At 70.3% G+C, this 21,399-nt stretch carries 23 protein-coding genes and 1 pseudogene; 19 read left to right on the top strand and 5 right to left on the bottom strand.

The window, feature by feature from the left end; genetic code table 11:
* The first annotated feature begins 234 nt into the window (after positions 1-234).
* Both ACZ5WG_RS28975 and ACZ5WG_RS28970 read left to right on the top strand, forming a co-directional pair.
* On the top strand, positions 235-903 hold the full coding sequence (locus ACZ5WG_RS28975; RefSeq protein ID WP_468726984.1) for a DUF4097 family beta strand repeat-containing protein: 669 nt from the start codon (positions 235-237) through the stop codon (positions 901-903).
* A 69-nt stretch (positions 904-972) separates the two neighbouring features.
* On the top strand, positions 973-1,782 hold the full coding sequence (locus tag ACZ5WG_RS28970) for an alpha/beta fold hydrolase (RefSeq protein WP_468726982.1): 810 nt from the start codon (positions 973-975) through the stop codon (positions 1,780-1,782).
* A gap of 129 nt (positions 1,783-1,911) precedes the next feature.
* Here the strand turns inward: ACZ5WG_RS28970 and ACZ5WG_RS28965 are convergent, their stop codons facing one another.
* Together ACZ5WG_RS28965 and ACZ5WG_RS28960 are read right to left on the bottom strand one after the other, a co-directional pair.
* Positions 1,912-2,574, bottom strand: a complete 663-nt coding sequence (locus ACZ5WG_RS28965; protein ID WP_468726980.1) for a deoxynucleoside kinase — start codon at positions 2,572-2,574, stop codon at positions 1,912-1,914.
* A 1,481-nt stretch (positions 2,575-4,055) separates the two neighbouring features.
* Complete coding sequence (locus tag ACZ5WG_RS28960; protein ID WP_468726978.1) at positions 4,056-5,096, bottom strand: alpha/beta fold hydrolase; 1,041 nt, start codon at positions 5,094-5,096, stop codon at positions 4,056-4,058.
* Positions 5,097-5,189: 93 nt separating this feature from the next.
* Between ACZ5WG_RS28960 and ACZ5WG_RS28955 the strand changes: the two genes are divergently transcribed.
* The 4 genes and pseudogenes from ACZ5WG_RS28955 to ACZ5WG_RS28940 form a co-directional block, all read left to right on the top strand.
* On the top strand, positions 5,190-5,654 hold the full coding sequence (locus tag ACZ5WG_RS28955) for a hypothetical protein (RefSeq protein ID WP_468726977.1): 465 nt from the start codon (positions 5,190-5,192) through the stop codon (positions 5,652-5,654).
* 378 nt (positions 5,655-6,032) lie between these two features.
* Complete coding sequence (locus ACZ5WG_RS28950; RefSeq protein WP_468726976.1) at positions 6,033-6,608, top strand: SMI1/KNR4 family protein; 576 nt, start codon at positions 6,033-6,035, stop codon at positions 6,606-6,608.
* Between the two features lie 288 nt (positions 6,609-6,896).
* Complete coding sequence (locus ACZ5WG_RS28945; RefSeq protein ID WP_468726974.1) at positions 6,897-7,541, top strand: dihydrofolate reductase family protein; 645 nt, start codon at positions 6,897-6,899, stop codon at positions 7,539-7,541.
* 9 nt (positions 7,542-7,550) lie between these two features.
* Positions 7,551-7,835 (top strand): annotated as a pseudogene (locus ACZ5WG_RS28940) (SRPBCC family protein); the annotation flags it as partial.
* A 195-nt stretch (positions 7,836-8,030) separates the two neighbouring features.
* Here the strand turns inward: ACZ5WG_RS28940 and ACZ5WG_RS28935 are convergent.
* Positions 8,031-8,234, bottom strand: coding sequence for a hypothetical protein (locus ACZ5WG_RS28935; protein ID WP_468726972.1), 204 nt, complete (start codon positions 8,232-8,234; stop codon positions 8,031-8,033).
* A 73-nt stretch (positions 8,235-8,307) separates the two neighbouring features.
* A complete protein-coding gene (locus tag ACZ5WG_RS28930) occupies positions 8,308-8,475 on the bottom strand; it encodes a hypothetical protein (protein WP_468727211.1) in 168 nt (55 codons plus the stop codon).
* Between the two features lie 155 nt (positions 8,476-8,630).
* Between ACZ5WG_RS28930 and ACZ5WG_RS28925 the strand changes: the two genes are divergently transcribed.
* The 3 genes from ACZ5WG_RS28925 to ACZ5WG_RS28915 all read left to right on the top strand — a co-directional run bounded on the left by ACZ5WG_RS28925 (position 8,631) and on the right by ACZ5WG_RS28915 (position 10,834).
* Positions 8,631-8,783, top strand: a complete 153-nt coding sequence (locus ACZ5WG_RS28925; RefSeq protein ID WP_468727210.1) for a hypothetical protein — start codon at positions 8,631-8,633, stop codon at positions 8,781-8,783.
* Positions 8,784-9,242: 459 nt separating this feature from the next.
* Positions 9,243-9,674: a hypothetical protein gene (locus ACZ5WG_RS28920; protein WP_468726970.1), complete on the top strand. Its 432-nt coding sequence runs from the start codon at positions 9,243-9,245 to the stop codon at positions 9,672-9,674.
* Positions 9,671-10,834 carry an MAB_1171c family putative transporter gene (locus ACZ5WG_RS28915; protein WP_468726968.1) on the top strand — a complete coding sequence of 388 codons (1,164 nt, stop codon included), beginning with the start codon at positions 9,671-9,673 and terminating at the stop codon, positions 10,832-10,834. The genes ACZ5WG_RS28920 and ACZ5WG_RS28915 overlap by 4 nt, the downstream gene beginning before the upstream one ends.
* A gap of 63 nt (positions 10,835-10,897) precedes the next feature.
* Here ACZ5WG_RS28915 and ACZ5WG_RS28910 read toward each other — a convergent pair whose 3' ends face one another.
* Positions 10,898-11,353 (bottom strand): hypothetical protein, encoded by a 456-nt coding sequence (locus ACZ5WG_RS28910; RefSeq protein WP_468726966.1) that lies wholly within the window; start codon positions 11,351-11,353, stop codon positions 10,898-10,900.
* Positions 11,354-11,572: 219 nt separating this feature from the next.
* On the opposite strand from ACZ5WG_RS28910, the gene ACZ5WG_RS28905 reads away from it, so the two are divergent.
* The 10 genes from ACZ5WG_RS28905 to ACZ5WG_RS28860 form a co-directional block, all read left to right on the top strand.
* Positions 11,573-12,820, top strand: a complete 1,248-nt coding sequence (locus ACZ5WG_RS28905; protein WP_468726965.1) for a sedoheptulose 7-phosphate cyclase — start codon at positions 11,573-11,575, stop codon at positions 12,818-12,820.
* A complete protein-coding gene (locus ACZ5WG_RS28900; RefSeq protein ID WP_468726963.1) occupies positions 12,817-13,584 on the top strand; it encodes an SDR family NAD(P)-dependent oxidoreductase in 768 nt (255 codons plus the stop codon). The genes ACZ5WG_RS28905 and ACZ5WG_RS28900 overlap by 4 nt, the downstream gene beginning before the upstream one ends.
* Before the next feature lie 9 nt (positions 13,585-13,593).
* Complete coding sequence (locus tag ACZ5WG_RS28895; RefSeq protein ID WP_468726961.1) at positions 13,594-14,283, top strand: HAD-IA family hydrolase; 690 nt, start codon at positions 13,594-13,596, stop codon at positions 14,281-14,283.
* Positions 14,280-15,293, top strand: a complete 1,014-nt coding sequence (locus ACZ5WG_RS28890; RefSeq protein ID WP_468726960.1) for an ROK family protein — start codon at positions 14,280-14,282, stop codon at positions 15,291-15,293. The genes ACZ5WG_RS28895 and ACZ5WG_RS28890 overlap by 4 nt, the downstream gene beginning before the upstream one ends.
* Entirely contained in the window at positions 15,290-16,396 is a 1,107-nt protein-coding gene (locus ACZ5WG_RS28885) for an alcohol dehydrogenase catalytic domain-containing protein (RefSeq protein ID WP_468726958.1), read from the top strand. Before ACZ5WG_RS28890 ends, ACZ5WG_RS28885 begins: the two co-directional genes overlap by 4 nt.
* Positions 16,393-17,199, top strand: coding sequence for a sugar phosphate isomerase/epimerase family protein (locus ACZ5WG_RS28880; RefSeq protein WP_468726957.1), 807 nt, complete (start codon positions 16,393-16,395; stop codon positions 17,197-17,199). Before ACZ5WG_RS28885 ends, ACZ5WG_RS28880 begins: the two co-directional genes overlap by 4 nt.
* The gene (locus ACZ5WG_RS28875) at positions 17,196-18,227 is read left to right on the top strand and encodes a zinc-dependent alcohol dehydrogenase (protein WP_468726956.1); all 1,032 of its coding nucleotides are present in this window, start codon (positions 17,196-17,198) and stop codon (positions 18,225-18,227) included. The genes ACZ5WG_RS28880 and ACZ5WG_RS28875 overlap by 4 nt, the downstream gene beginning before the upstream one ends.
* Positions 18,224-19,456, top strand: coding sequence for an MFS transporter (locus ACZ5WG_RS28870; protein ID WP_468726954.1), 1,233 nt, complete (start codon positions 18,224-18,226; stop codon positions 19,454-19,456). The genes ACZ5WG_RS28875 and ACZ5WG_RS28870 overlap by 4 nt, the downstream gene beginning before the upstream one ends.
* 206 nt (positions 19,457-19,662) lie before the next feature.
* Positions 19,663-20,841, top strand: coding sequence for an MFS transporter (locus tag ACZ5WG_RS28865; RefSeq protein ID WP_468726952.1), 1,179 nt, complete (start codon positions 19,663-19,665; stop codon positions 20,839-20,841).
* A gap of 31 nt (positions 20,842-20,872) precedes the next feature.
* On the top strand, positions 20,873-21,399 hold a 527-nt coding region (locus ACZ5WG_RS28860; RefSeq protein ID WP_468726950.1), incomplete at its 3' end, for an acyltransferase family protein.

Here is a 21,399-nt window from a genome sequence, read left to right as displayed (position 1 = left end):
CGGAGGAATTCTCCGACGACACGCCGGAGCCCGCTCGCAGGGTCCGGCATAGCTTTCACCTGCATTCATTGCAACATGCAGATGCTCTCGTTGCGTTAAGCTTGAGTTTGTTGCAACGATTTATGCCCGCTGACCTGCGTAAACACTGTTTTTCCGCAACGAATGTGTTGAAGAATCTCTAAACGCAACGTAGCTTTTCCTTCATCGGAAACAACGAGCCGAAGGAAGAGAACCATGCAGAAGTTCGACACCACCGCCCCGATCGCCGCCGTCCTGGACATCCCCGCCGGACACATCCGGTTCATCGCCGCCGACCGGACCACCACCACCGTCGAGGTCCTGCCCGCCGACGCCTCCAAGGCCCGCGACGTGAACGCAGCGGAGCAGATCACCGTCGCTTACGACTGCGGCGTCCTGCGCATCGAGGCCGCACCCGCGAAGAACCGGATCCTGGGCAACTCCGGCTCGGTCGAGGTGACCGTCCAGCTGCCGGCCGGCTCCCGTGTCGAGGCGAAGGCGGCCAGTGCCGAGTTCCGCGGTGTCGGCCGACTCGGCGACGTCGCCTTCGAGGGCGCCCAGGCCTCCGTCAAGCTCGACGAGGCCGTAAGCGCCCGCCTCGCCCTCCTCGCCGGCGACATCTCGGTCGGCCGCCTGGGCGGCCCCGCCGAGATCAGCACCCAGAAGGGCGACATCAACATCACCGAAGCCGTACACGGCACGGTCACCCTGAGCACCCAGGCCGGAAACGTGTCGGTCGGCGCCGCCGCCGGGGTCTCCGCCGCCCTGGACGCCGGCACCTCCTACGGCCGCATCCACAACGCCCTGAAGAACACCGATGGCACCCCCGGCCTGACCATCCACGCCACCACCGCCTACGGCGACATCAGCGCCCGCAGCATCTGACCCGCAGTCCCTGACGGCATCACCGCCCACTGCTCCTGATCCCTCTCTGACCCTGGAAGAAGGCAAACCGTGACCTCCATCAAGCAGTCCGCCTGGTCCGGCATGGTGTCGATCGACGACACCGCTCTGGCCTTGACCGACACCGGCGGTCCCGGCCGTCCCGTGGTCTACCTCAACGGCTCCTACGCCGACCAGTCGCACTGGCGGCGCGTCATCACCGACCTCGGCAGCGGCTACCGGCACATCACCTTCGACGAGCGCGCCCGCGGCAAGTCGAAGCGGGCCACGGACTATTCGTTCGAGGCGTGCCTGCGCGACCTCGACGCCGTCCTTGCGGCCAGGGGCGTGGAGCGGCCGATCCTGGTGGGCTGGTCCTACGGCGCCATGCTCGCCGTGCACTGGGCCGCCCGGAACCCGGACCGCGCCGCGGGGCTGGTGTCCGTGGACGGCGCCATGCCGCACGAGTGGCTCGACGACGCGGCCCGGGCCCAGATCCGCAAGCTGTTCCGCCGGATGAGCCCGCTGTTCCCGATCGCCCGCCCGCTCGGCCTGGCCGCACGCATGAGCGCCGCACAGCACGCCGAGATCAACATCGAGATCAACGAGCTCTGCACGCCCGCCGCCCTCAACCCGGTCTTCGACCGCGTGACCGTGCCGGCCCGGTACGTGCTCGCCACCGGCGGCAACCTCGGCGGCGACCCGAAGCTGATGGAAAAGATCCGCGCCAACCTCGACCCGGTGGTCGCCCGTAACCCGAACATCCGGGTCAGCGCGAAGGTCGCGAGCAACCACTCCAAGATCCTGCGCAAGGACTTCCGGGCCGTTGCCGACGCGGTACGCGAGGTCGCCACCGCCCGCGAACACCACGAGGTCGGCTGAGCCGGCCACGTGCGTGAAGGGGTGTGACGGTGGCACTGGGCAGGCGTCAGTCAGGTTGAGGCGGTTGTCCCTGCTCGCACCCCGCAGCTGGAAGGTGGCTGGCTGCCATGAGCTCGGCGCGCCCTGTGTTCAGCCCCGGCGCTGGACCGCGGCCAGGGCGTTCTTGACCTCTTGCGCCACGCGGGCCGCGTCGTCGGGGTTGTTGACCACGTCGGTGTGGTTCATGTCGATGACGAGGACGTCGCTGGCCGAGTAGTGCTGGTGTACCCAGTCGTCGTAGCCGGACCACAGCGTCCGGTAGTACTCGACGAGGCTCTCGTCCTGTTCGAAATCACGGCCCCGCAGGCCGATGCGGTGCAGCACGGTCTCGAAGTCCGCCTTGAGGTAGACCATGAGATCGGGTGCCTTGCGGTAGGGCAGGCCGTCGATTTCGCGCATCATCTCGTTGAGCAGTCCCTCGTACACCTGCATCTCGAGGGAGCTGATCCGGCCCAGGTCGTGGTTGACCTTGGCGAAGTACCAGTCCTCGTAGATCGACCGGTCCAGGACGTTGTCGCCCTGCTTGTACGCTTCCTTGATCGAGGCGAACCGCGTCTGCAGGAAGTAGAGCTGGAGCAGGAAGGGGTAGCGCTTGGCCTGGATCTCCTCGGGGCTCGCCGTGTAGAAGAGCGGAAGGACCGGATTGTCGTCCACGCTCTCGTAGAAGACTTCGCTGCCCAGTTCCTTGGCGAGCAGTTCGGCCACGCTCGTCTTGCCGATCCCGATCATGCCTCCGACGCAGATCACGGGCATACCTCACTTCTCCCTGGGGGTCTTCTACTCGAGGGCGGGCGGGCTGGGCGCCCCACACCACTGAGACGCACGCCGACGGGCACGTGATTCCCCGGGAGATTCATGATCGGCGTCACATGGTCCCGCCCGGACCAGAACCCCGACACCGGCCGTTCTCAACGACCGGCCGACCCACCCTCTCCGCAGCCGCCGCGCACAGCGACGGGCCGCAGCCCCACAGCCAGCCTGAATCCTAAATGACGATTTTCCCCATCCCGGCCAGAGGCGTAGGTGGCCGGCGCCGCGGCTCCCGCCCACGCCGCGAGAGTGCGCCCGCAACGCCTTCGGGCTGTCAAGCCACGAGATTCCGTGCCGTGACCCGTAGGGCCGTCCGGGGCGCAATGGAGTTACACACCGTTGGCGGTGGAAGGCCATCGAGGCCCCCGCCGCACTCCCGGACCAGGAGCCACTCGCATGACCACCAAGAACCGACGCCTCGCCGTGCTCGCGGCTGTGTACCGGTGCATCGTGGCAGGGAGTGCCCATGGCGTAGGCCGGCCGTGGGGCACCGGGTCGAGGCGTGTGCGGTGGCTGTGGGCGGGCGCGGTTGTCGGCCTGGGGCTGGCGGCGTTGATCCTCGCCGTTTACACGTCCGACGCGGGGACCGGATCGGCACCCAGCTCCCCGCCTCCATCTGACCCCACGCATTCGGTAGCCGAACGTCAGTCGGCGACGGCGACGGCGCCTAAGCGGCAGGGTGAGGCGGATCTGGAAAGCCCAGACGTGCTTTTGCCGCCGGCAGCGGAGTCGGGGTCGGATCCGCTTGCGCCTTCTGCGTCCGCAGATTCTCCGGCGTCTGATGCGGGGGCTGAGTGGGCGAGTATGTCGGTAGCGGCCGTATCTGCTGTGGGCGGGATGATGAGCGGCGTTGCCGCGGTGATCACTGCCCGGCGCAATAGGTCGTCGGCCCCGGTCCCGGCGGAGTCGGCAGGATCGGGCGGGCTTGCGCACCTGTCATCGCCTGCCTCGTCGGACACGCCCGCGGCTTCCGGCCCGCCCTCGCGTGCGCCGTGTCAGCGCGAGCCGTACTCGCCGCGACTGCGTCAGCCCGGGCGGCGGCATCGGCCCTTCGACCAGCCTGAGCGCCTGCACTGACGCGCCCCGGTGCGCGAGGCCGCAATGAAGTTCACCTTCGGACCACTCGGCGTCTTGTCCTGCTCACTGCATCGATGGCGCTGGCCGTGGGAGCTGTCTCGGTGTCCGAGAACCTCACCACTGGAACCGCCACTGCCGGTGACGAACCCAGCACCTCTGGTGACGAGAGCCAACGTCAAGGTCATCAGGAAGACGACGAAGTCGGGCTGAGTCTTCCTTCGCAGGGCCGGTCCGGGCCGGACCGGCCCTGCGAAGGGCCTGTCGTACGGTCCGGTTGTGCGGACCAGGGATCTCGGCCCGGCTGTCGCGGGAACCGCCGAAGAGATCGTCCACTCGTGATCTTGAGGTCAGCTTCCGGGGGCGTGAGCCTCGCCGTTGATATCGCTGATCAGCCAGGCGAGCATTGCGGGGGTGGCGTCGAAGTGGCCGCCGTGCCCGGCATCGGCTTGTCTGATCAGCGTCGCGGTCGGCATGCGTGCGGCGAGCCACTCGCCGTGCGCAGGGGGCACCAGGGTGTCGAGGCCACCGTGCCAGATCCGCGCCGGGACTGTGATGTCTGCCGGGTCGAACCCCCATTCCGTGCCGAAGAGGGCGGTGACGTCGTCCACCCAGCCGTCCAGCCCCGGCCGGACCGCTTCGGCGAACGCCGGGCCCATCATCGCGCTGATCTCCGGTCGGGAAAGGACCGCCTGTTCGATCTCCGGCAGCGGCGGGAAATTGGCCGTTCCGAGATTCGCCAGGTGTTCCGTGACGGCTTCCCTCCCGGTCAACGCCACGGCGGCGCTGCGGCGGTTTCCCTCGCTCATGCCGGCGGTCCAGTCCAGCCCGGCCGCGTCACGCGGCGCCAGGCTCGCCAGCGCCCCCAGCCGTGTCACCCGTTCGGGATACCGGGCAGCGAAAGCCATGGCGTGCGGGCCGCCCCCGGACACCCCGAACACCGCGAAGCGGTGCAGGCCGAGTGCGGCGGTGATGGCGGCGACATCAGCGGCGGCATCGATGACCCGACGCCCAGGCTTCGGCGTGGAGCCCCCGAACCCGGGCCGGTCATAGGTGATCAGCCGGACGCCGAGCTCGTGGAACAGGGAATCGTCCGGGTATCGGGCCAGTCGGCTCATCGGGCTGCCGTGCAGGTAGACGACCGGTATCCCGGTGGGGTCGCCCCATTCCTCCACCGCCAACGTCCGACAGTCGTCGGTGATCAACTCGCGCATGGCGGCAAAGCTAGCCTCGGCACTGATCGACGGCCAAAGCTTTTCATTCACAGCGCAACTGGCCTTGTACGTCCGGTGCCGGAGCGTCTGAGGCGTTCGCCGTGACGCAATCGCTCGATGCCTTGTTCCGGCGCAGACGCCGCCTTCAACGTGAGCCCGTCGGTGTTCCTCGCGCACGCCTGCGTGCTGGTGGACGCTGCTGCGTAAGTGCCTCGCGGGCGTCGCGCAGCGGCCCGACTCGCCCTGTCCCGCAGCTGGTTGCATAAGGGTATGAACGCCATACTCACCAGCCTGATCGCGGTCCTCGGCACCCTGCTGGGCTCCACCGTGACCCACGTGTTCCAGCAGCGCTCTGCCCGGCGGACGGAGGAGACGGCCCGCGATGAGCGCCTGCGGCAGGAGCGGCTGGACGTGTACGGCACGTACGCCGGGCTGCTCGTCGAGTTCCGCCAGGCCATGCTGCACCACTGGTTCTGCGTCCACGAGGGAAAGGACGCGGAGGAGGAGGTCGCCTTGCGGGGGCGTTCGTTCGAGCGGCGCTCCGCGGCCCAGAACGCGCTGTTCCGGCTGCACCTGATCACGGAGGAGCCCGAGGTACTGGCCGCGGCGGACGCTGCGTTCACGGAGGTGGGCAAGCTGGACCGACCCGTCGGCCGCGAGGCCCTCATCCCGCGGCGGGACACCACCAGCGAGTTGATCAACGCCTTCGTCACGACGGCCCGCCGGCACGTCTAGTCAGCCCACCGTGCCCCAGAAGAGCCGCCGGACCCCGGCGACACTGGCCCACGGGAACGGAGCCCCAGGGACAGGGCGTCCTGCAGCTCGACGGTCCAGGACGCGCAGATCGACTACACGTTCCTGAAAGCCTCGAGGAAGCTCAACGCGCTGCACACGGAGCGGGGTGTGTGGCCGGAGCGGGGGATGAGCGTGAGCTGACCACGGCTTGCAGGCGAGCTCGTATTTCCCGTCGTTGGCCGCTCCAAGGCAGAGGCGCTCGACGTGTCCCTTCCAGTCGGAGGGGGCCAGGTCGGCGGGGCGAGCGCGACCGTCGCTCTCGTGCTCATCGCCGACCCGTCCAGGGGACCGGCTGGGGGTTCCAGTAGCGTCGGTTCCATGATCGCCCCGGATGCCCCCTATGCCCTCGTCCGCCTCTGCCCGCCGCCCGCCGATCCGCCGCCCGCGGTGGACTGGGCGCAGGCCGAGCGTGCCCTGGGTGCGGCTCTGCCCGCGGACTACAAGCAGCTCGTCGAGACCTACGGGGACGGCATCTTCGACGAAACGATCTGGCTGCTCGTCCCGGACTCCGCCTACAGCGACTGCGACCTGCACGCGCAGACGACGGAACGGGACGAGATGTTGGCGGACCTGTGGGAGATGGGCGAGGAGAAGCCCGCCGCCCTGCTGGAGGCAGGGGCGCGGGTCCTGCCGTGGGCGTTCGAGGAGGGCACGGGGGCGTTCCTGTACTGGCTGGTGCGGCCCGGGCAGCACCCCGACGAGTGGACCGTGCTCTACAACGAGGGGCGCGGCCCGCTGTGGGAGCAACACGACATGGGGTGCCTCGCCTTCCTGCTCGCGGTACTCGCAGGAACCGCGGAAACCGATTACTTCGGCCACCTCTACGAAGAGCTGAAGCTGACGGAGCACCGCTTCGCGACGGCCGACCAGACCCTCGGAGTGTCGAGGCGCTGACGCCGTCCGGCCGCTGTCGACGACCTGGTTCGCCGCTGGCCGCAGCACTAGCTGAGCGCCGTACGCGGCCGGACCGGCCGAGCACGGTGCCCCGTCACACCGGGCGCATTCCACGTGCCCGGAAGGCAGTGCCCAGCGGGGTCGACCCGGGCCGTTTTGCCGGATCGCAGGAGCCGGCCAGGTGAATCGCCCCTGCAAGATGCGGCCGGGTTCCGGCGCGGCGATGAGTTCGCGGGCACTCGCAGGTCCATCTCTTGAAGGAGACAACCGACTCATCGGGAGTAAGCCATGGGCCTCATCCACATCGAGATGTTCGCGACCCTCGACCTCGTCGGGCAGGCGCCCGGCGGCCCCGACGAGGACCCGGTGGGGTTCCCGTTCGGCGGCTGGCAGGCGCCCCTGCTGGACGACGTAGCCGGGGCACAGGTCGGTGCCGCGTACGAGGGCACGGACGCCCTGCTGCTCGGCCGGCGGACGTACGACATCTTCGCCGCCTACTGGCCTCACCAGGAGGGCGGCCAGGACAACGAGATCGCCACGCTCTTCAACCGCGTCCCGAAGTACGTGGCCTCTCGCGGCCGCCCCGACCTCTCGTGGGCCGGGTCCACGCAGCTCGGCCCGGACCTGGCCGACGCGGTGCGTGAGATCCGCGACCGTCACGAGCACGTGAAGGTCGTCGGCAGCCTGAACCTCGTGCAGACCCTCCTGCGCGAGAAGCTCTTCGACCGTCTCGACCTCTGGCTGCACCCGATCGTCCTCGGCGTCGGGAAGAAGGTGTTCGACGATGGCGCGGTGCCCACGAACGTCACGCTCCTCGCACCCCCGACAGCCGGCCCGAAGGGCACCGTGTACCTGCGCTACGGGCTCGCCGAAGGCACGCCCGCGACGGGGGACATGAGCGCACCCGATCGCGGCGTCGCAAGTGGCGACTGAGGCGGCCCCATGCCCGGTATCCATCGCACCCGCATCCAGGCCGTGTTCACCATCCCGCTCGCCATCGGCCTTCTCGGCGCCGCCGCGTTACCAGCCGATGCAGCGGCCTTACCCAGCCAACGCCCCGCCAAGTCCCTCACCTGTCGCGGAGCCGGCGTCGACCCCGCCGCCCGCGTCCGCCACCGGGCCGAGGTCCTCACTCCGGCCACCAGTCCGGAGATCACCTCGACCGTCGAACAGCTCCGGCGGCACTCCTGCGTCCGCTGGACGGGCCCCGCGACCGGCGAGGGACTGCACACCTGAAGGCCACCGCCGAGGCCCGCACCCACCACCACCCGAACTGACCCGTGTGCGCACGGACTCCGCCCGAGGACCGGCACCTTCGCCGCCCTCGTCCTCAGCCGCGCCGACCGCCAGCAGCGTGCCACGCCCTGGTTGGTCCGGCTGACGGTGCGATCGGTCGGGTGACCGAAGGGCCGCGCACGGGCCTCAGCCCGTTTCCTCGGGCGGCTTGGAACGCGATGCACGGAGCCCCTGCCACCACACGGTCACAGCGGCGAGGCCACCGGCGGCCACGAAGAAGCCCACCTTCACCGCAGCCTTGCCGGACAGCCAGGCCGCGCCGACGCCCAGGTTCAGGCCCAGCCACCAAAAAATCGCACACACACCTGCCGCAGCGAGCACTCCCGCCACGACACCCATTGCAGCCCGAAGCCATTGGCGTCCGCCGCTACGGTCCCCCGAGTCACTGGTCATGCGGACCACGCTAGGGACCCGTGGCGCGGTCTTCGTCCGCACGGAGGATGATCGTACGGGCAACTTTCGTCGCGGAAAGCGGCCGAGGCGCGAGCCGAAAGTACCTGAGCGTGCGCCAGGCTGCCGGGTTGTCCGAGTCGACGTCGATCAGTACGGGCGCCGCCATCGTCTTGGTCACGAACACCTCCGCGCAGCCCTGCATGCTGCACGGCTTCCCCACTGTCGCCGGCGCGGGCAACGGATCGCCGGACAGAACCGCCCCTGACCGCGCGGCGGGCACGGTGACCCTGGCTCACCGTCGTCGACGCCCAGGGCGAGGCGGACGGCTGCTGCGTGTCCGGGGCCACCCCGTCCGGCTTCCCCACGCTGGTGCTGGGCATTGCCGGTGCGGGATCGGACCAGAATCGCCACGGAGACGACGGGGTGTTCGCCGACTGCGACGGCAAGGTGACGATCACGGCGTTCTCCGACACCAAGCCCTCCTGACTCAGGGTACCTGGCCGTTTGTCTGATGATCCTTCAGTAATGCTGCGGTGGCGGCGAGTTGAGCCGTGAGGCGAACTCGAGAGTGGGGCGGCTGTGGCGGAGGACGTCGGGTCCTGAGGGGCGGCGGGGGCGGCGCCGGGGCGCCACCGGTACGGGGCCGTACGGGCTACCGCGCGGAAGCGCGGAGGGCGTGGCTGACCTACATGTTTCGCTGTCCGGGTTGCTTGATGGTGATCTTGATCTCGTGGCGGTTCGGCATGCTGGTCGGTAGCGTGGACCCCGTATGAACGGCTCACCGGGAATCGACCGGTCGTCGTCGACCGGGGGCTCGGGCCGGTGCGGTACACGGGGAGGGCGATCATGTTAGGCAGTCGGGGTGGGCGTGGCTTAGAGCATTCGCCGAGCGCACGGGGAAATCGGCTGCGTGATGCCCAATTGCGCTCGCACAGCCGCTGTTTGATGCGTCGACTCGCGCCGCAGCTGCCCCTGAGCGTCACCGCCCTGTGCGAGCGGCTCGGTGAGATGCGCGGCACGCCGATCAGCTTGCTCGAGTGGGACCTGCCGGCCGATGGTCCTTTCGGTGTCCTGATCTCGCGACCGCACGAGGACGCGATCGCATATCAGGCGAAGACCACCAAGGCGCACCAGGCGCACATCATCCTCCACGAGGTGGGCCACATCATCGCCTACGACCTCGCGGGTGAGCGGCCGGCGCACATGCAGCTGCGCACGTGCTACTCCGATCGGGACGAGCGCGACGCCGAGATCATCGCATCGACGATCATGAACCAGGCCCTTTCCATGAGCCGGCGCGCGCGGCGCCACGGCCTGGACGAGCCGTGGCGGCCCTCCGTTTACAACAGCCTCGTCCTCACCGACGGGGTGACGTGAGCGCTCTCAACCTGGTCGCCAGCGTCACGCTGCTGGGCGGTGCGGCCTGGATGATGCCCGCGCTCGTCCAGCAAGGCTTCCGCGACCCCATGCGCCTGCACCTCGCCCTGTCGCTGTTCCTCATGGGGCTCGGGAACGTGCTGGCCCAGCCCCCGGTCCTCGCCTGGGCCGACGGCCTCGCATTCCCCGGCTTCACGAAAATCACCTACAACGTGGCCATTCTGACCGGGCTCGGCCTCATGGTCGGATTCCTGCGTGAGTGCCCGCTGACCCGCTGGGGTGCGCCGTGGCCGTGGGAGGTGGTGGCCTGCGCGGTCTGCCTGGCTGTGATGATCGCTATGACTGCGGCTCTTCCGCCGCATCTGCGCAACCACGTGCTGACGTCCGAGTTCCTCGTCGACTGGCGTGTGCGGACGTTCTACAACTTCGGCAATTTCTACCTGTTCTTCGGGTACGCCGCGTGCGCCATGCTCGCCGCGCGGGACGCGCGCAAGGGGCGCTCCCTGCATCGGCTTTCGCTGAGTGTCATCTCCGGCGGGCTGAGTGCGCTGGCACTCACCTGCGTCTTCCGTTTCCTGTGGGTCAATCTGCCGACGCTGCGCGAACCGGGACGGGCGATCACGTACGCCGACGACTTCGCCTTCGGCCAGATCGCCACCATCGTGGTGTGTGCCGGGCTGAGTCTGCCCTGTTTCGTGAGCGTGGTGCAGATCGTGCGGGAGAGGCTGGACTGCCGGACTCAGTTCCGCGGCCTGGAGGAGTTGTGGAGCCGGCTGGTGGACATCCATCCCGAGCTGGTCCTCGACCACCACATCCGGCGGCGGGGTTTCTTCCCCGTGAGCGCCCCGGCCGTGTACCGGCGGTACGTGGAATGCCGGGACGGTCTCACCCGGCTCGGCCCCTACATCAAGCTCGTGGCCGAAGAGGCGTCTGTCCCCGCCCCCGAGGACGACCCGCGGAGTTCCGCGTGCCTCGTCGACCGCGCGCTGCGTCGGCTGCGCGAGCAGCAGGGCCAGGGCAGCGCCCCGCCGACGACTTCCGTCTTCGTCCTCGCTCCCAGGCTGCAGGGCCGCGCCGGCGGGACCGACTACGAGGAGGACCTCGGCGCCCTCGTCAGGCTCTCCCTCGAACTGCGTGAGATGCGCGCCCTGTCCCAGTAGGGCGCCGACGGACGGCTCCCCGCGGTCTCATGCTGCGTCGCCCCGCGCGTCCCTGCGGTTCCGCTACGCGTCGTCCTGCTCAGACGGCTGCGTCTTCCTCGACGCGTCCAGTACGTCCATGATCGACAACAGCTGGTCGCGCAGCTCGGGCGTGAACTGGCCGGCCCGCAACGCGATCGAGCGCACCTGCCGGTCCGCCAGGGCCGCCCATTCCTCGGGCAGCCCTTCCGGACGGGCCGGCGGCTCTTCGTCGATCAGCGCACTCACCGACACCGGCAGCGTCATGTCCCGGGACTGGAAGTAGGTGACGATCGCCGACAGCACGCTGACCGTCGGGTTGGTCTGGGAGCCGTTGCGCAGGGCCGTCAGGTAGCTCCGGGAGATCGTCACGCTGTGACGGGGGTCGTCCGAGATCGCCTGGGCGACCTCCGCGGTCGACGGCTCGCGCAGGCGGCCCACCGCGTCCGCCGTGGCGGCGTCGGCGAACCAGGAATTCAGGCGTTCCGCCAGCGTTGCCATGCGTCCGACCTCCGTGGGCTTCGGCGGGTTTCGTAAGTGAGCACGGAAGTCTTCAGGCTCGACCGGATACCCATGCGTGCGCACACTCGCTCGTTATAGCGGCGCTTGCGGAAAGTGTAACACATGTGATGCTGACGAAGTCATGCTGCTACTATATTCGACGAAGCGCCGATACAGAGTGCACTTGCCTTGTCATGTGGCACTCGAACTGGAGGGGATATGCGCAGCGGTACTGCTTTCACTCAGGGGCTCCGTCAGGCCGTCGACAACGGCCCGGCGTGGACGGTCGAGGCCGTCCGCCAGGTGCGTTACCACGTCGTCAGCTCCGACGGCCTGTTCGAGCCCGGCAACACGGCGCTGCTGACCGGCTGTCCGGAGGTGCCCATGAACCCGGGCGACCGGCGGCTCGTCGTCGTCGACGAGAATGTCGACGTGCTCTACGGGGCCCAGATCCGCGCATACTTCGCCGCCCATGAAATCGCTGTCACCGTCGTAGCCCTGAGGGCCGACGAGACGGTCAAGCAGTGGGACGCCGTGTCCCGTGTCGTCGACGCCATGAACGACTTCGGGATCGACCGCCGCCGCGAGCCGGTCCTCGCCATCGGCGGCGGTGTCCTGACCGACATCGTCGGCTTCGCCGCCAGCCTGTACCGGCGCGGAACGCCGTACATCCGTATCCCGACGACCCTCATCGGCCTCGTGGACGCGGGAGTCGGCGTCAAGACCGGGGTCAACTACGAGCGCGGCAAGAACCGGCTGGGCACGTACGCGCCGGCCACGGCCACGTTCCTGGACCGGTCCTTCCTTCGCAGCCTGCCCCTACGGCACGTCAGCAACGGCCTCGCCGAGATCCTGAAGATGGCCCTCATCCGCTCCGAGGACCTGTTCACCCTGCTGGAGACACATGGTGCGGCCGTACGGGCCGACCGGCTCCAGGGAACGACCGAGGAACTCGCCACGGCATCGGACGCGATCATCGCCGAGTCCATCCACCTCATGCTCGAGGAACTGCAGCCCAATCTCTGGGAGTCGACGCTGGAGCGCTGCGTCGACTACGGCCACACCTTCAGCCCGACCCTTGAGATGCATGCGCTGCCCGAGTTGCTGCACGGAGAAGCCGTCGTGATCGACATGGCGCTCACGACGGCCCTCGCGACCCTGCGCGGCGATGTCAGCCAGGCCCAGGCCGACCGTGTCTACGCCGTGATCCGAGCGCTCGGCCTGCCCCTGTGGAACGACGTGCTGCACGACACGACGCTCCTGGACGAGGCCCTGCGGGACACCGTGCGCCACCGGGACGGCCAGCAGAGGCTGCCGCTGCCAGTGGGCATCGGAGGGCACCGTTTCGTCAACGACGTCACGCCCGCGGAACTGCGCGACGCCGCACGGCTGCTGAGCGAGCAGGGCCGGACGTCGGCCCACGTCGGCGCGGCCGCGGTGCCCGTGCCCGAGACGGTGAGCGCATGACCGGGCGGGCGCGGGCCGCGGACGCGGCGGTCGTGGTCGGCGGATCGACCGGAATCGGCCGGGGCGTCGCTGATGCCTGGGCCGCCCAGGGCATCGAAACCCACGTCCTCAGCCGCAGTAAGCCGGCCGGACCCGGCGCCGACCGCCTGGTGTGGCACCGGCTCGACTTCCGCGACGCCGACCAGGCCAAGGAGACGTTGCGGTCCGCCATACCGCCCCAGGTCGGCCTGGTCTGCTATTCAGCCGTCTACTTCACCGCCCGGCGCGAGCCGTTCCTGCAGACCGACGAGACCGACTGGCTGGACCAGTTCGCCATCAACGTGCACGGCCTGTCCTGGACGCTGAGGACGACGCTGCCGTTGCTGCGCGCGACGGCTCCCGGACTGTTCCTGCACATCTCGTCCGAGGTGGTCTACAACGCCGGTCCGAACCGGGCGGGCTACGCCGCCACCAAGGCCGCGGCCAGCTCGCTCATCCAGTCCGTCTCCCAGGAGACCGATCCCTCCGAGGTGCGCTTCGTCCAGGCGCTCCCCGCGGGCATGGTCGACACCCCGGGCATCCGCGCCCGCCGGTCACAGGACTTCGACTACAGCGGCTACATGGCCCCGGCGGCGTTCGCGCCGCTGGCCGCCGAGCTCGCCGGGACCCGCGGTGCGGCCGAGCACGGCAAGGCTCTGGTCGTGCACGCCGACGGCACCTGGTCATCCGTCGGCGACGGTGCGCCCGCGTCCCAGTCACGCCCCCTGGACAACACCTCCCGGTAGGAGAACCCCTTGCCACAGCTGTACACATCAGCGCTGCTGTTCGACATGGACGGCACGCTGGTCGACTCCACCGCGCTCGTCGAGTCCACCTGGGCCGACTTCTGCACGCGGCACGTATTGGACCTGTCGGAAGTGCTGGCCTACGCACACGGCCGCCCCACCCGGGAGACCGTGAGCCGCTTCGTTCCCGATCCGGAGCTCGCGGCCTCGGAGACCCGACGGCTCGTCGCGCACGAAGAGTTGGAGACCACCGGCATCACCGCGATACCGGGCGCACCCGAGCTCCTGGCGGCCCTCCCGCGGGGCTCCTGGGCCGTCGTGACGTCGGCGGGCCGGAAACTCGCCGAGGTCAGACTCGCCGCCGCGGGCCTGCCGCTGCCCGAGATCATGGTGACCGCGGACGAGGTGACGCACGGCAAGCCCCATCCCGAAGGGTTCCTGCGCGCCGCTGCCGCCCTGGGAGTCGAACCGGCCTCCACGATCGTGTTCGAGGACTCCGGCGCCGGTGTCCGGGCGGGACTGGACAGCGGCGCACGCACCGTTGTCATCGGCAGTCTGACCGCCTACGACGACGTGACGGAGCGGTACACCGACTTCTGTGCGTTCCGCGTCGCCGAACCCGAATCCGCAGCCGGGTCGTCATCCGTCGTTCTGGTTGCTCCCGAGCCGGTCACTGGCCGTACGGGGGCCTCGCAATGACCGCTCCCCTCACGATGCCCCGGACGCGACCCACCACGGCGGCCCTGGCGGCGGACATCGGCGGCACGTGGATGCGGCTGCGGGTCGGCGGAGCGGGGGCACCCGTCGAACGGCTCCGCTCTCCCAGCAGGCTCAACCACCCCGGCCGGTCCGTCGCCGAACTGCGCGAGGACATGGTCGACATGCTGTGCCGGGCGGCGCCCCCCGACGCCAACGCGGCCCTCTCCTTCGGCGCGGCGATCGACCATCTCACCGGCACGGTCTACGGATCGGCGCCGCTGTGGGGATCGGAGGCCGCACCGTACGACCTGCGAGGCGCCCTGCGCCGGCGCCGACCCGATGTCACCTGGAACCTGGTCAACGACGTCACCGCGGCCCTCGCAGACTTCGCCGTCGAGCACGCCCGGCACGACACCCGGCGCATCGGGTACCTGACCATCAGCAGCGGCATCGCGCTGCGCGTCGCCGACCTGGACCGCAAACGCATTCCCGTCGACGACCGTGGCCTGCAGGGCGAGATCGGCCATCTTCCGGCCATGGTCACGGGTTACGTGCCCGAGCGGTCGGGGCTGCTGTGCGCCTGCGGGGCTCCCGACCACCTCGCCTCGATCGCTTCCGGGCCCGGCATCGCCCGTGTCGCCGAACGACTGGGACTCGATGCAGGCCCCGAACTCCCGAAGTGGCTCCCCGAGGCACTCGCGGCGCAGGACCCCGGCGCGCGGCGCCTGCTCGAACTGTGCGTCGAACCGATCGCCAACATGCTCCGCACCCTGTGGTGCCTCGACCCGCACCTCGACCTGCTGGGGCTCGGCGGGGGAGTGGTCGAGGGGCTCGGCGCCCACTACGCCGATGAGTTACGCCGGCAGCTGGGGACCGCGACCTCCTATGCCGACCGCGGCCGGAACGCCGCGTGGCTCGCCGACCGGCTGGTCTTCTGCGGACGCGGCGCGGTGGACGCGCTCCAGGGCGCGGAACGCATCGGGCGCTGGCTGCCCGGGATCGTCCAGTGAGCGCCGCGACACATCGCGCGCTGCGGCGCCTGCCCCCGGACGCTCTGGGCCGTACCCGTGTCGAGGTCGCCGAAGTGCCGACGCCGCGGCTGGCACCGGGGGACGTCCTGCTGGCTCCGGCCGTCGTCGGCATCTGCGGCACCGACTGGCAGATCCTGCGCGGGCTGCGCCCCGACGCGAGCCCCGTTCTGGGACACGAAGGCGTGGCCCACGTCGTGGAGCCGGGAGACTCCGGCCTGCCGGTCGGCTCGCTGGTCACCGTGAACCCCACCCACCCCGACGACCCCTCGTTCCTGCTGGGGCACAACCTGCCGGGCCTGTGGGCCGAGCGCACCCGCATCCCCGCCACAGCCGTACGCGGGGGACTGGTGCTGCAGGTGCCCGACGGGGCGGACCACCCGCGGGTGGCTGCGCTGGCCGAACCACTCGCCTCGGTCCTCTACGGCCTGCGTACGGCCCTGCGTACGACACGTCCCGCCGCCCTGGTGGTGTGGGGCGACGGGATCGTCGGACGGCTCGCACGTGAGGCCTGGCAGCGCGAACTCCCCAGGCTGCCCACGCTCCTGGTGGGGCACGGCGCCGACGCCGTCCACCCGCACGACGCCGGCCTGCCCCACGTGCTGGCGGCAGTTCCCTCACCGGTCGCCGTCGTGATCGCCACGCCGCGCACCGGGACGCAGGAGGCGCTGTCCGCCGTGGACCGTCACATACGGGGCACGCTGCTGGTCGACGTGCATGCGGGCCTGCCGTCCGGCCGCATCCCCCTGTCCGCCGGCGGCATCGACGTCGCTGCCCTGCGCGCGGACAACTGCGGAGGCCGGCCCTGGCCGCCGCGGGTGCACCGCTTCGAACGACCGGCCGGCCCGCTGCTGCTCCACGGCCACCGCGGGGTGTCGGGGGAGCACCTGCGGCAAGCGGTCGACCTCCTCCTGGCAGAGCGGGACGACGAACCCCTGGGGGAGCGCGTACTCACCCACGAGGTGGACCTGGCGGCCGCGGCCGGACTGATCAACTCGGTGCTGGCTTCGGCCGACCGGGTCGCCGACGGGCGGCGGGTGCTCAAGGCCGCCATCCGGATCGGGGGCCTGCCATCACGGCCATGACCGGTGGTGTGGCGGTCGCCGCACCGCAATGGCGCATCAGCACGGACCGGCGCGAAGCGGCGCGCGTCGCCGTGGCGGCCGGATCCGACCTGCTGCACCTCGACTTCGGCGGGGCCCACCGCGGGCCCCTGCTCAGCGGACCCGCCGAACTGCGCGGAGCCGAGGCGATCGGCAAGGACATCCGGATCTCCGTCCTCGCGGTCAACCACGTCAACGACATCGGACTGGCCGACGACCACGGGACCGCCAACCCGGCGGCGCTCGCCGTACTGGAGCAGGCCCTGGACTGCGCGTTGCGCCTGGGGGCACAGGTCCTCCACGTCCCGGGCTTCCGGCGGAGCCTGCCGACCACCGAGGCGCTGCGGGCGGGCACGGTCGATGCGCTGCGCACGCTGTGCGAACGCGTCGTGGGGGCGGGCATCACGCTCGCGTACGAGTCGCCCCTGGGCCCCCGCGACTCGCTCGCCCTCGCCCGCGCGGTGGACCACCAGGCGCTGCGCCTGGTGCTGGACACCGGCAACCTCAGGGAGGCCGGGGAGGATCCGCTGGCCTTCGCCCGAGAGGTCGGGGCGCCCGGACTGCTGCTGCCGGACCTGCACGTGAAGGATCCAGCCCCCGTGGCGGGCGGCGCTGCGCCGACACCGGGGTCCGCCTTCGACGACCTGCCCGACCTGCTGCGGCACTGCGCTGTCCGCTCCGTGCTCGTGGAGAACGACTACAGGCACGCGCCGGGACGCCTACGCGAGGACATCATGCTCTGCCGTACCGCGGCCGGGCTCAGCCACTCTGAGGACGCACGATGAAAGCCATTCAGCTCACCGGTCCCCGCACGCTGTCGGTCACGGAGGTCGACCCGCCCGAACCGGGCTCCGGGGAGGTGCTGGTCAGGGTGGGTCTGCTAGGCCTGTGCGGAACCGATCTCGGTTTCTACGACGGCACCAGCAACTACCTTCGCGACGGCCTGAAGAGCTACCCGTTCGTCCCGGGGCACGAATGGATCGGCACGGTGGTCGGCATCGGCCCCGGCGTGGAACGCAGCCTGGCCGGACAGCGGGTCTCGGGGCACAACTTCCGTGCCTGCGGCTGGTGTCCGCACTGCCGCGCGGGCCGCATCCGGTACTGCCCCGACCGCAGCGAGATCGGCGTCCTAGGCGACAGGCCCGGAGCCGGCTCGCAGTTGCTCACCGCACCGGTGGACACCCTCACCCGGATACCCGACGGCCTCTCCGACGCTGCCGGAGTCCTGCTGGAGCCGACCGCCGCCGCGGTCCACGCGCTGGACCGGCTCGACGTGACCTCCCGCGACCGCGTCGCCGTCCTCGGGGCGGGCACGCTGGGGCTGGCGGCGGCCCAGGTCGCGCGGGCCATGGGCGCCGATCCCGTCGTCTTCGAGCCGCAGCCCGCCGCCCGGGAGCTGGCGGACCGCCTCGGACTGCGCGCCTGCGCCGCGCCGGCCGGGCCGGACGAGGAGGCGTACGACGCCGTGATCGAAGCGTCCGGCAGTACGGCCGCGGTCCGCTCGGCCGTCCGTCTGGTCGCGGCGGGAGGGCGGGTGGCCCAGCTCGGGACGCCGCACCACGCCGTCGACGGTTTCGACGCGGCGGCCCTGGTGATCCGGGACGTCACGCTCCACGGCGTGCTGTCCGGCATCGGCTACTGGGACCGGCTCGTGGCCCTCGTGGAGTCCGGGGCCGTGAACCTGGACGCCCTCGTCGACCGGGTCTTCCCGCTCGACGAACTGGAGGCCGCCTTCGCCCACTTGGCGGACGGCGAGCGGAGCCGCCCCAAGGTCCTGGTGCGGCTCGGTCAAGGCGCCGAGGCGCGCCGATGAGCGGTACGGCGGCGCCACCGGCGGCCGGGGCGGTCGACGGTTCGACATCGGTAAGGCTGGCCGTGCTCGCCGCGGCTGCGTTCGTCTACGTCACCTTCGAGGTGTTCCCGGTCGGACTCATCCGTGACATTGCCGCCGACCTCGATGTCACAGCCGGTCAGGTCGGGCTGCTCATCAGCGGATACGCCGTGGTCGCCGCCATCGTCACGGTTCCGGCCGTCGCGCTCGCCGCGCGAGTTTCGCGCCGCACGGCACTGGTGGTCTCTCTTGGCGTCCTGGTCGTCGCCGAGGTGCTCGCCGCGGCTTCGACCGGGTTCGCCATGATGGCGGTCAGCCGGGTTGCCGCGGCGCTGACCCACGGGGTGCTGTGGTCGCTGATCGCCCCGGCCGCCGCGGCCCTGGTGCCGCGCGAAAAGGTGGGAAGCGCCACCGCCGCGGTCTTCGGCGGTGCGTCGCTCGCGGCGATCGTGGGCAGTCCCGGTACGACCCTCATCGGTGAGCTCATCGGCTGGCGGGCCACCGCTCTGGTCCTGGCGGCCGCCACGGTGGTGGTGACGTACGCACTCACCTGGGCCCTCCGGCCGCGACGGACCGGCTCCGCGCCACGGGAGGACGCCCCCGCAGGACCGGCCGCGCCTCCGCCTGCGGAGGAAGGGCAGACGAACTGGCCTGAGCTCCTGAGGGTGTGCGGCGTCGCGGTGGTGCTCGTCACCGCGCACTTCCTCAGCTACACCTACTTCGCCGTCATCGTCACCGAGGCCACCGGGGCGTCGGGCGCAGTCGTCGTACTGCTGGCGGCCTTCGGCGTCGCGGGGGCCGCCGGGACCTACCTCATCGGCCGGCACAATGACCGTGCCCCGCAGCGCGCGGCGACCGTGACCATGGCGGCGTTCGCGGTGGGTGTCGGCCTCCTGGCCCTGGCGTTCCTACCGGCCCCGCGGGTGGTGCAGTACGCCGCCGTCGGCGTCGCCGTCGCCGTATGGGGCGGGGCGTTCGCCGCCGCCGGACCGGTCTTCCAGACGGCGGTCATGCGCCTGGCGGCGGGGGACGCCGACCGGGCCTCCTCTGTCTACGTCACCGGGTTCCAGGTCGGGATCGCCGGCGGGTCCGCGTTGGGTGCCGTCCTCCTCGGCCACTCCACTGCCTGGCTGCCGTCGGTCTCGGTCGTACTCGCGGCGGTGGTGCTGGCCATCGTCCTCGCGCGTCGGCCGGCCTCCGCGCTCTCTTAGCCCCAACCTGCTTGTATATGAGACAAGTAGCTACTAAGGTCATCGTGAGGCTTTGAAAACGGTTCTCTGTTGAGCCAGTTCGTCCAATGGAGAGCGCTGCCCGGAACAGCGTTCCAACCCCTCCGGGGAGTTCTCCGGATTCCCGGAGTCCTCGGCCTCGTCCCCCGCCGTCCGCTGCTCACGAGAGGCAATTCATGCGGTCCCGTATGGCTGTATTGATCCTGGCCATCTTCTGCGTCGGCACCGCCGAACTCGCGCCGAGCGGAATGCTGGGCGACCTGGCCGGAGACCTGGCGGTGACCATCCCCACCGCCGGCCTCCTCGTCACGGTCTACGCGCTGACCGTGGTGGTCGGAGGGCCGCTCGTCACCGCCGTCTCCACCCGCATCCGCCGCAAGTACCTGCTCGTGGTGCTGCTCCTGGTATCCGTCGCCGGCAACGTCGTCTCCAGCCTCGCGCCCACCTTCGGCATCCTGGTGGCCGGCCGCATGCTGACCGCCGTCATCCACGGCACCTTCCTCGCCGTCTGCGTCGTCACCGCGGGCAGCATGGCCGCCGAGGGACGCGAAGGCTCCGCAGTCGCCGCCACCCAACTGGGCGTCAACCTCGCGACGGTGCTCGGTGTCCCCCTCGGCACCCTGGTGGCACAGCAGTTGAACTGGCGCGCCACCTTCGCGAGCGTCGCCGTACTCGCCCTGGTCGCCGCGGCCCTGATCCTGCTGGTGATCCCGGACGACGGCCGCACGGCCGGCTCGTCGGCCGCGCACGAGCTGAGGGTGTTCAAGGACTGGCAGGTGATCGGCACCGTACTGGCCACCGTCCTGTGCTCGGGCGGCATGTTCACGCTGATCACCTACATGGTGCCGCTGCTCACCGAGGTCGGGCACTTCCCCCCGGCATGGGTTCCTGCCGTACTCGTCGCCTACGGGCTGGGGTCCATCGCCGGCAACGCCATCGGCGGCAGGTCCGCCAACCGGTCCGCCGACTCGGCCGTCTTCCGCCAGTCCTGGACGCTGGCGGCCGTCTGCCTCCTGTACTGGTTCGCCGCACCCTCGGCGATCGGCACGGCCGTCTTCCTGGTCCTGTTCTCGGTGGCCACCTTCGCCCTGATTCCCGGACTCCAGGCCAAGGTCCTCTCCGCAGCGGCGGACGCGCCGACACTGTCCCTCACCGTCAACATGTCCGCGTTCGGCCTCGGCGCCGCGCTGGGCTCATGGGCCGGCGGCCAGGTCATCGACCAGGGCTTCGGCACCCGCGCAGTGACGGTCGGCGCCGCCGCGTTCACCGCTCTCGGCGCCCTGCTGCTCACCCAGACCGTGCATGCCGCCCGCCGCCATCCGAAGGCCGTCGGCTCCGAGACCGTCACCACCGCGCCGGCTTCCTGAACCGAGTCCACCGAACGAGAGAGCCAGCCCCATGCCCAGCAGCCCCGCGTCGCCCGCCAGACCCAAGCTCCCTTCGCTGACGGGACTGCGGTTCATCGCCGCCGCACTGGTCTTCTTCTTCCACGCGTCACTGATCTTCATCTCGATGAACCCGTTCGCCGACGAGGACGTCGCCGACGGCTTCCGCTGGCTGTTCAGCAAGGCCGGCTGGCTGGGCGTCTCGTTCTTCTTCATGCTCAGCGGGTTCGTGCTGACCTGGTCGGCCAAACCCCACGACACGGTCACGGGGTTCTGGCGCCGACGCCTGCTGAAGATCTTTCCCAACCACATCGCCACCTGGGCGCTGACCATCGTGCTCTTCACCGGCACGGCGGTCCCCCTGAAGGTCTGGCTGCCTAACCTCTTCCTGATCCAGTCCTGGTTCCCCGACCCGGCCGTCCACATGGGCCTCAACACCCCTGCCTGGTCGCTCTGCTCCGAGCTGCTCTTCTACCTGCTCTTCCCGTTCCTGATCCGCCCGGTGCTGCGGATCAAGGAGGGCGCGCTGTGGGCGTGGGC

This window comes from Streptomyces sp. NPDC032745 (assembly GCF_055579465.1).
Note: the sequence above shows the minus strand (reverse complement) of the source record. Positions and strands in the feature narration are given on the sequence as shown.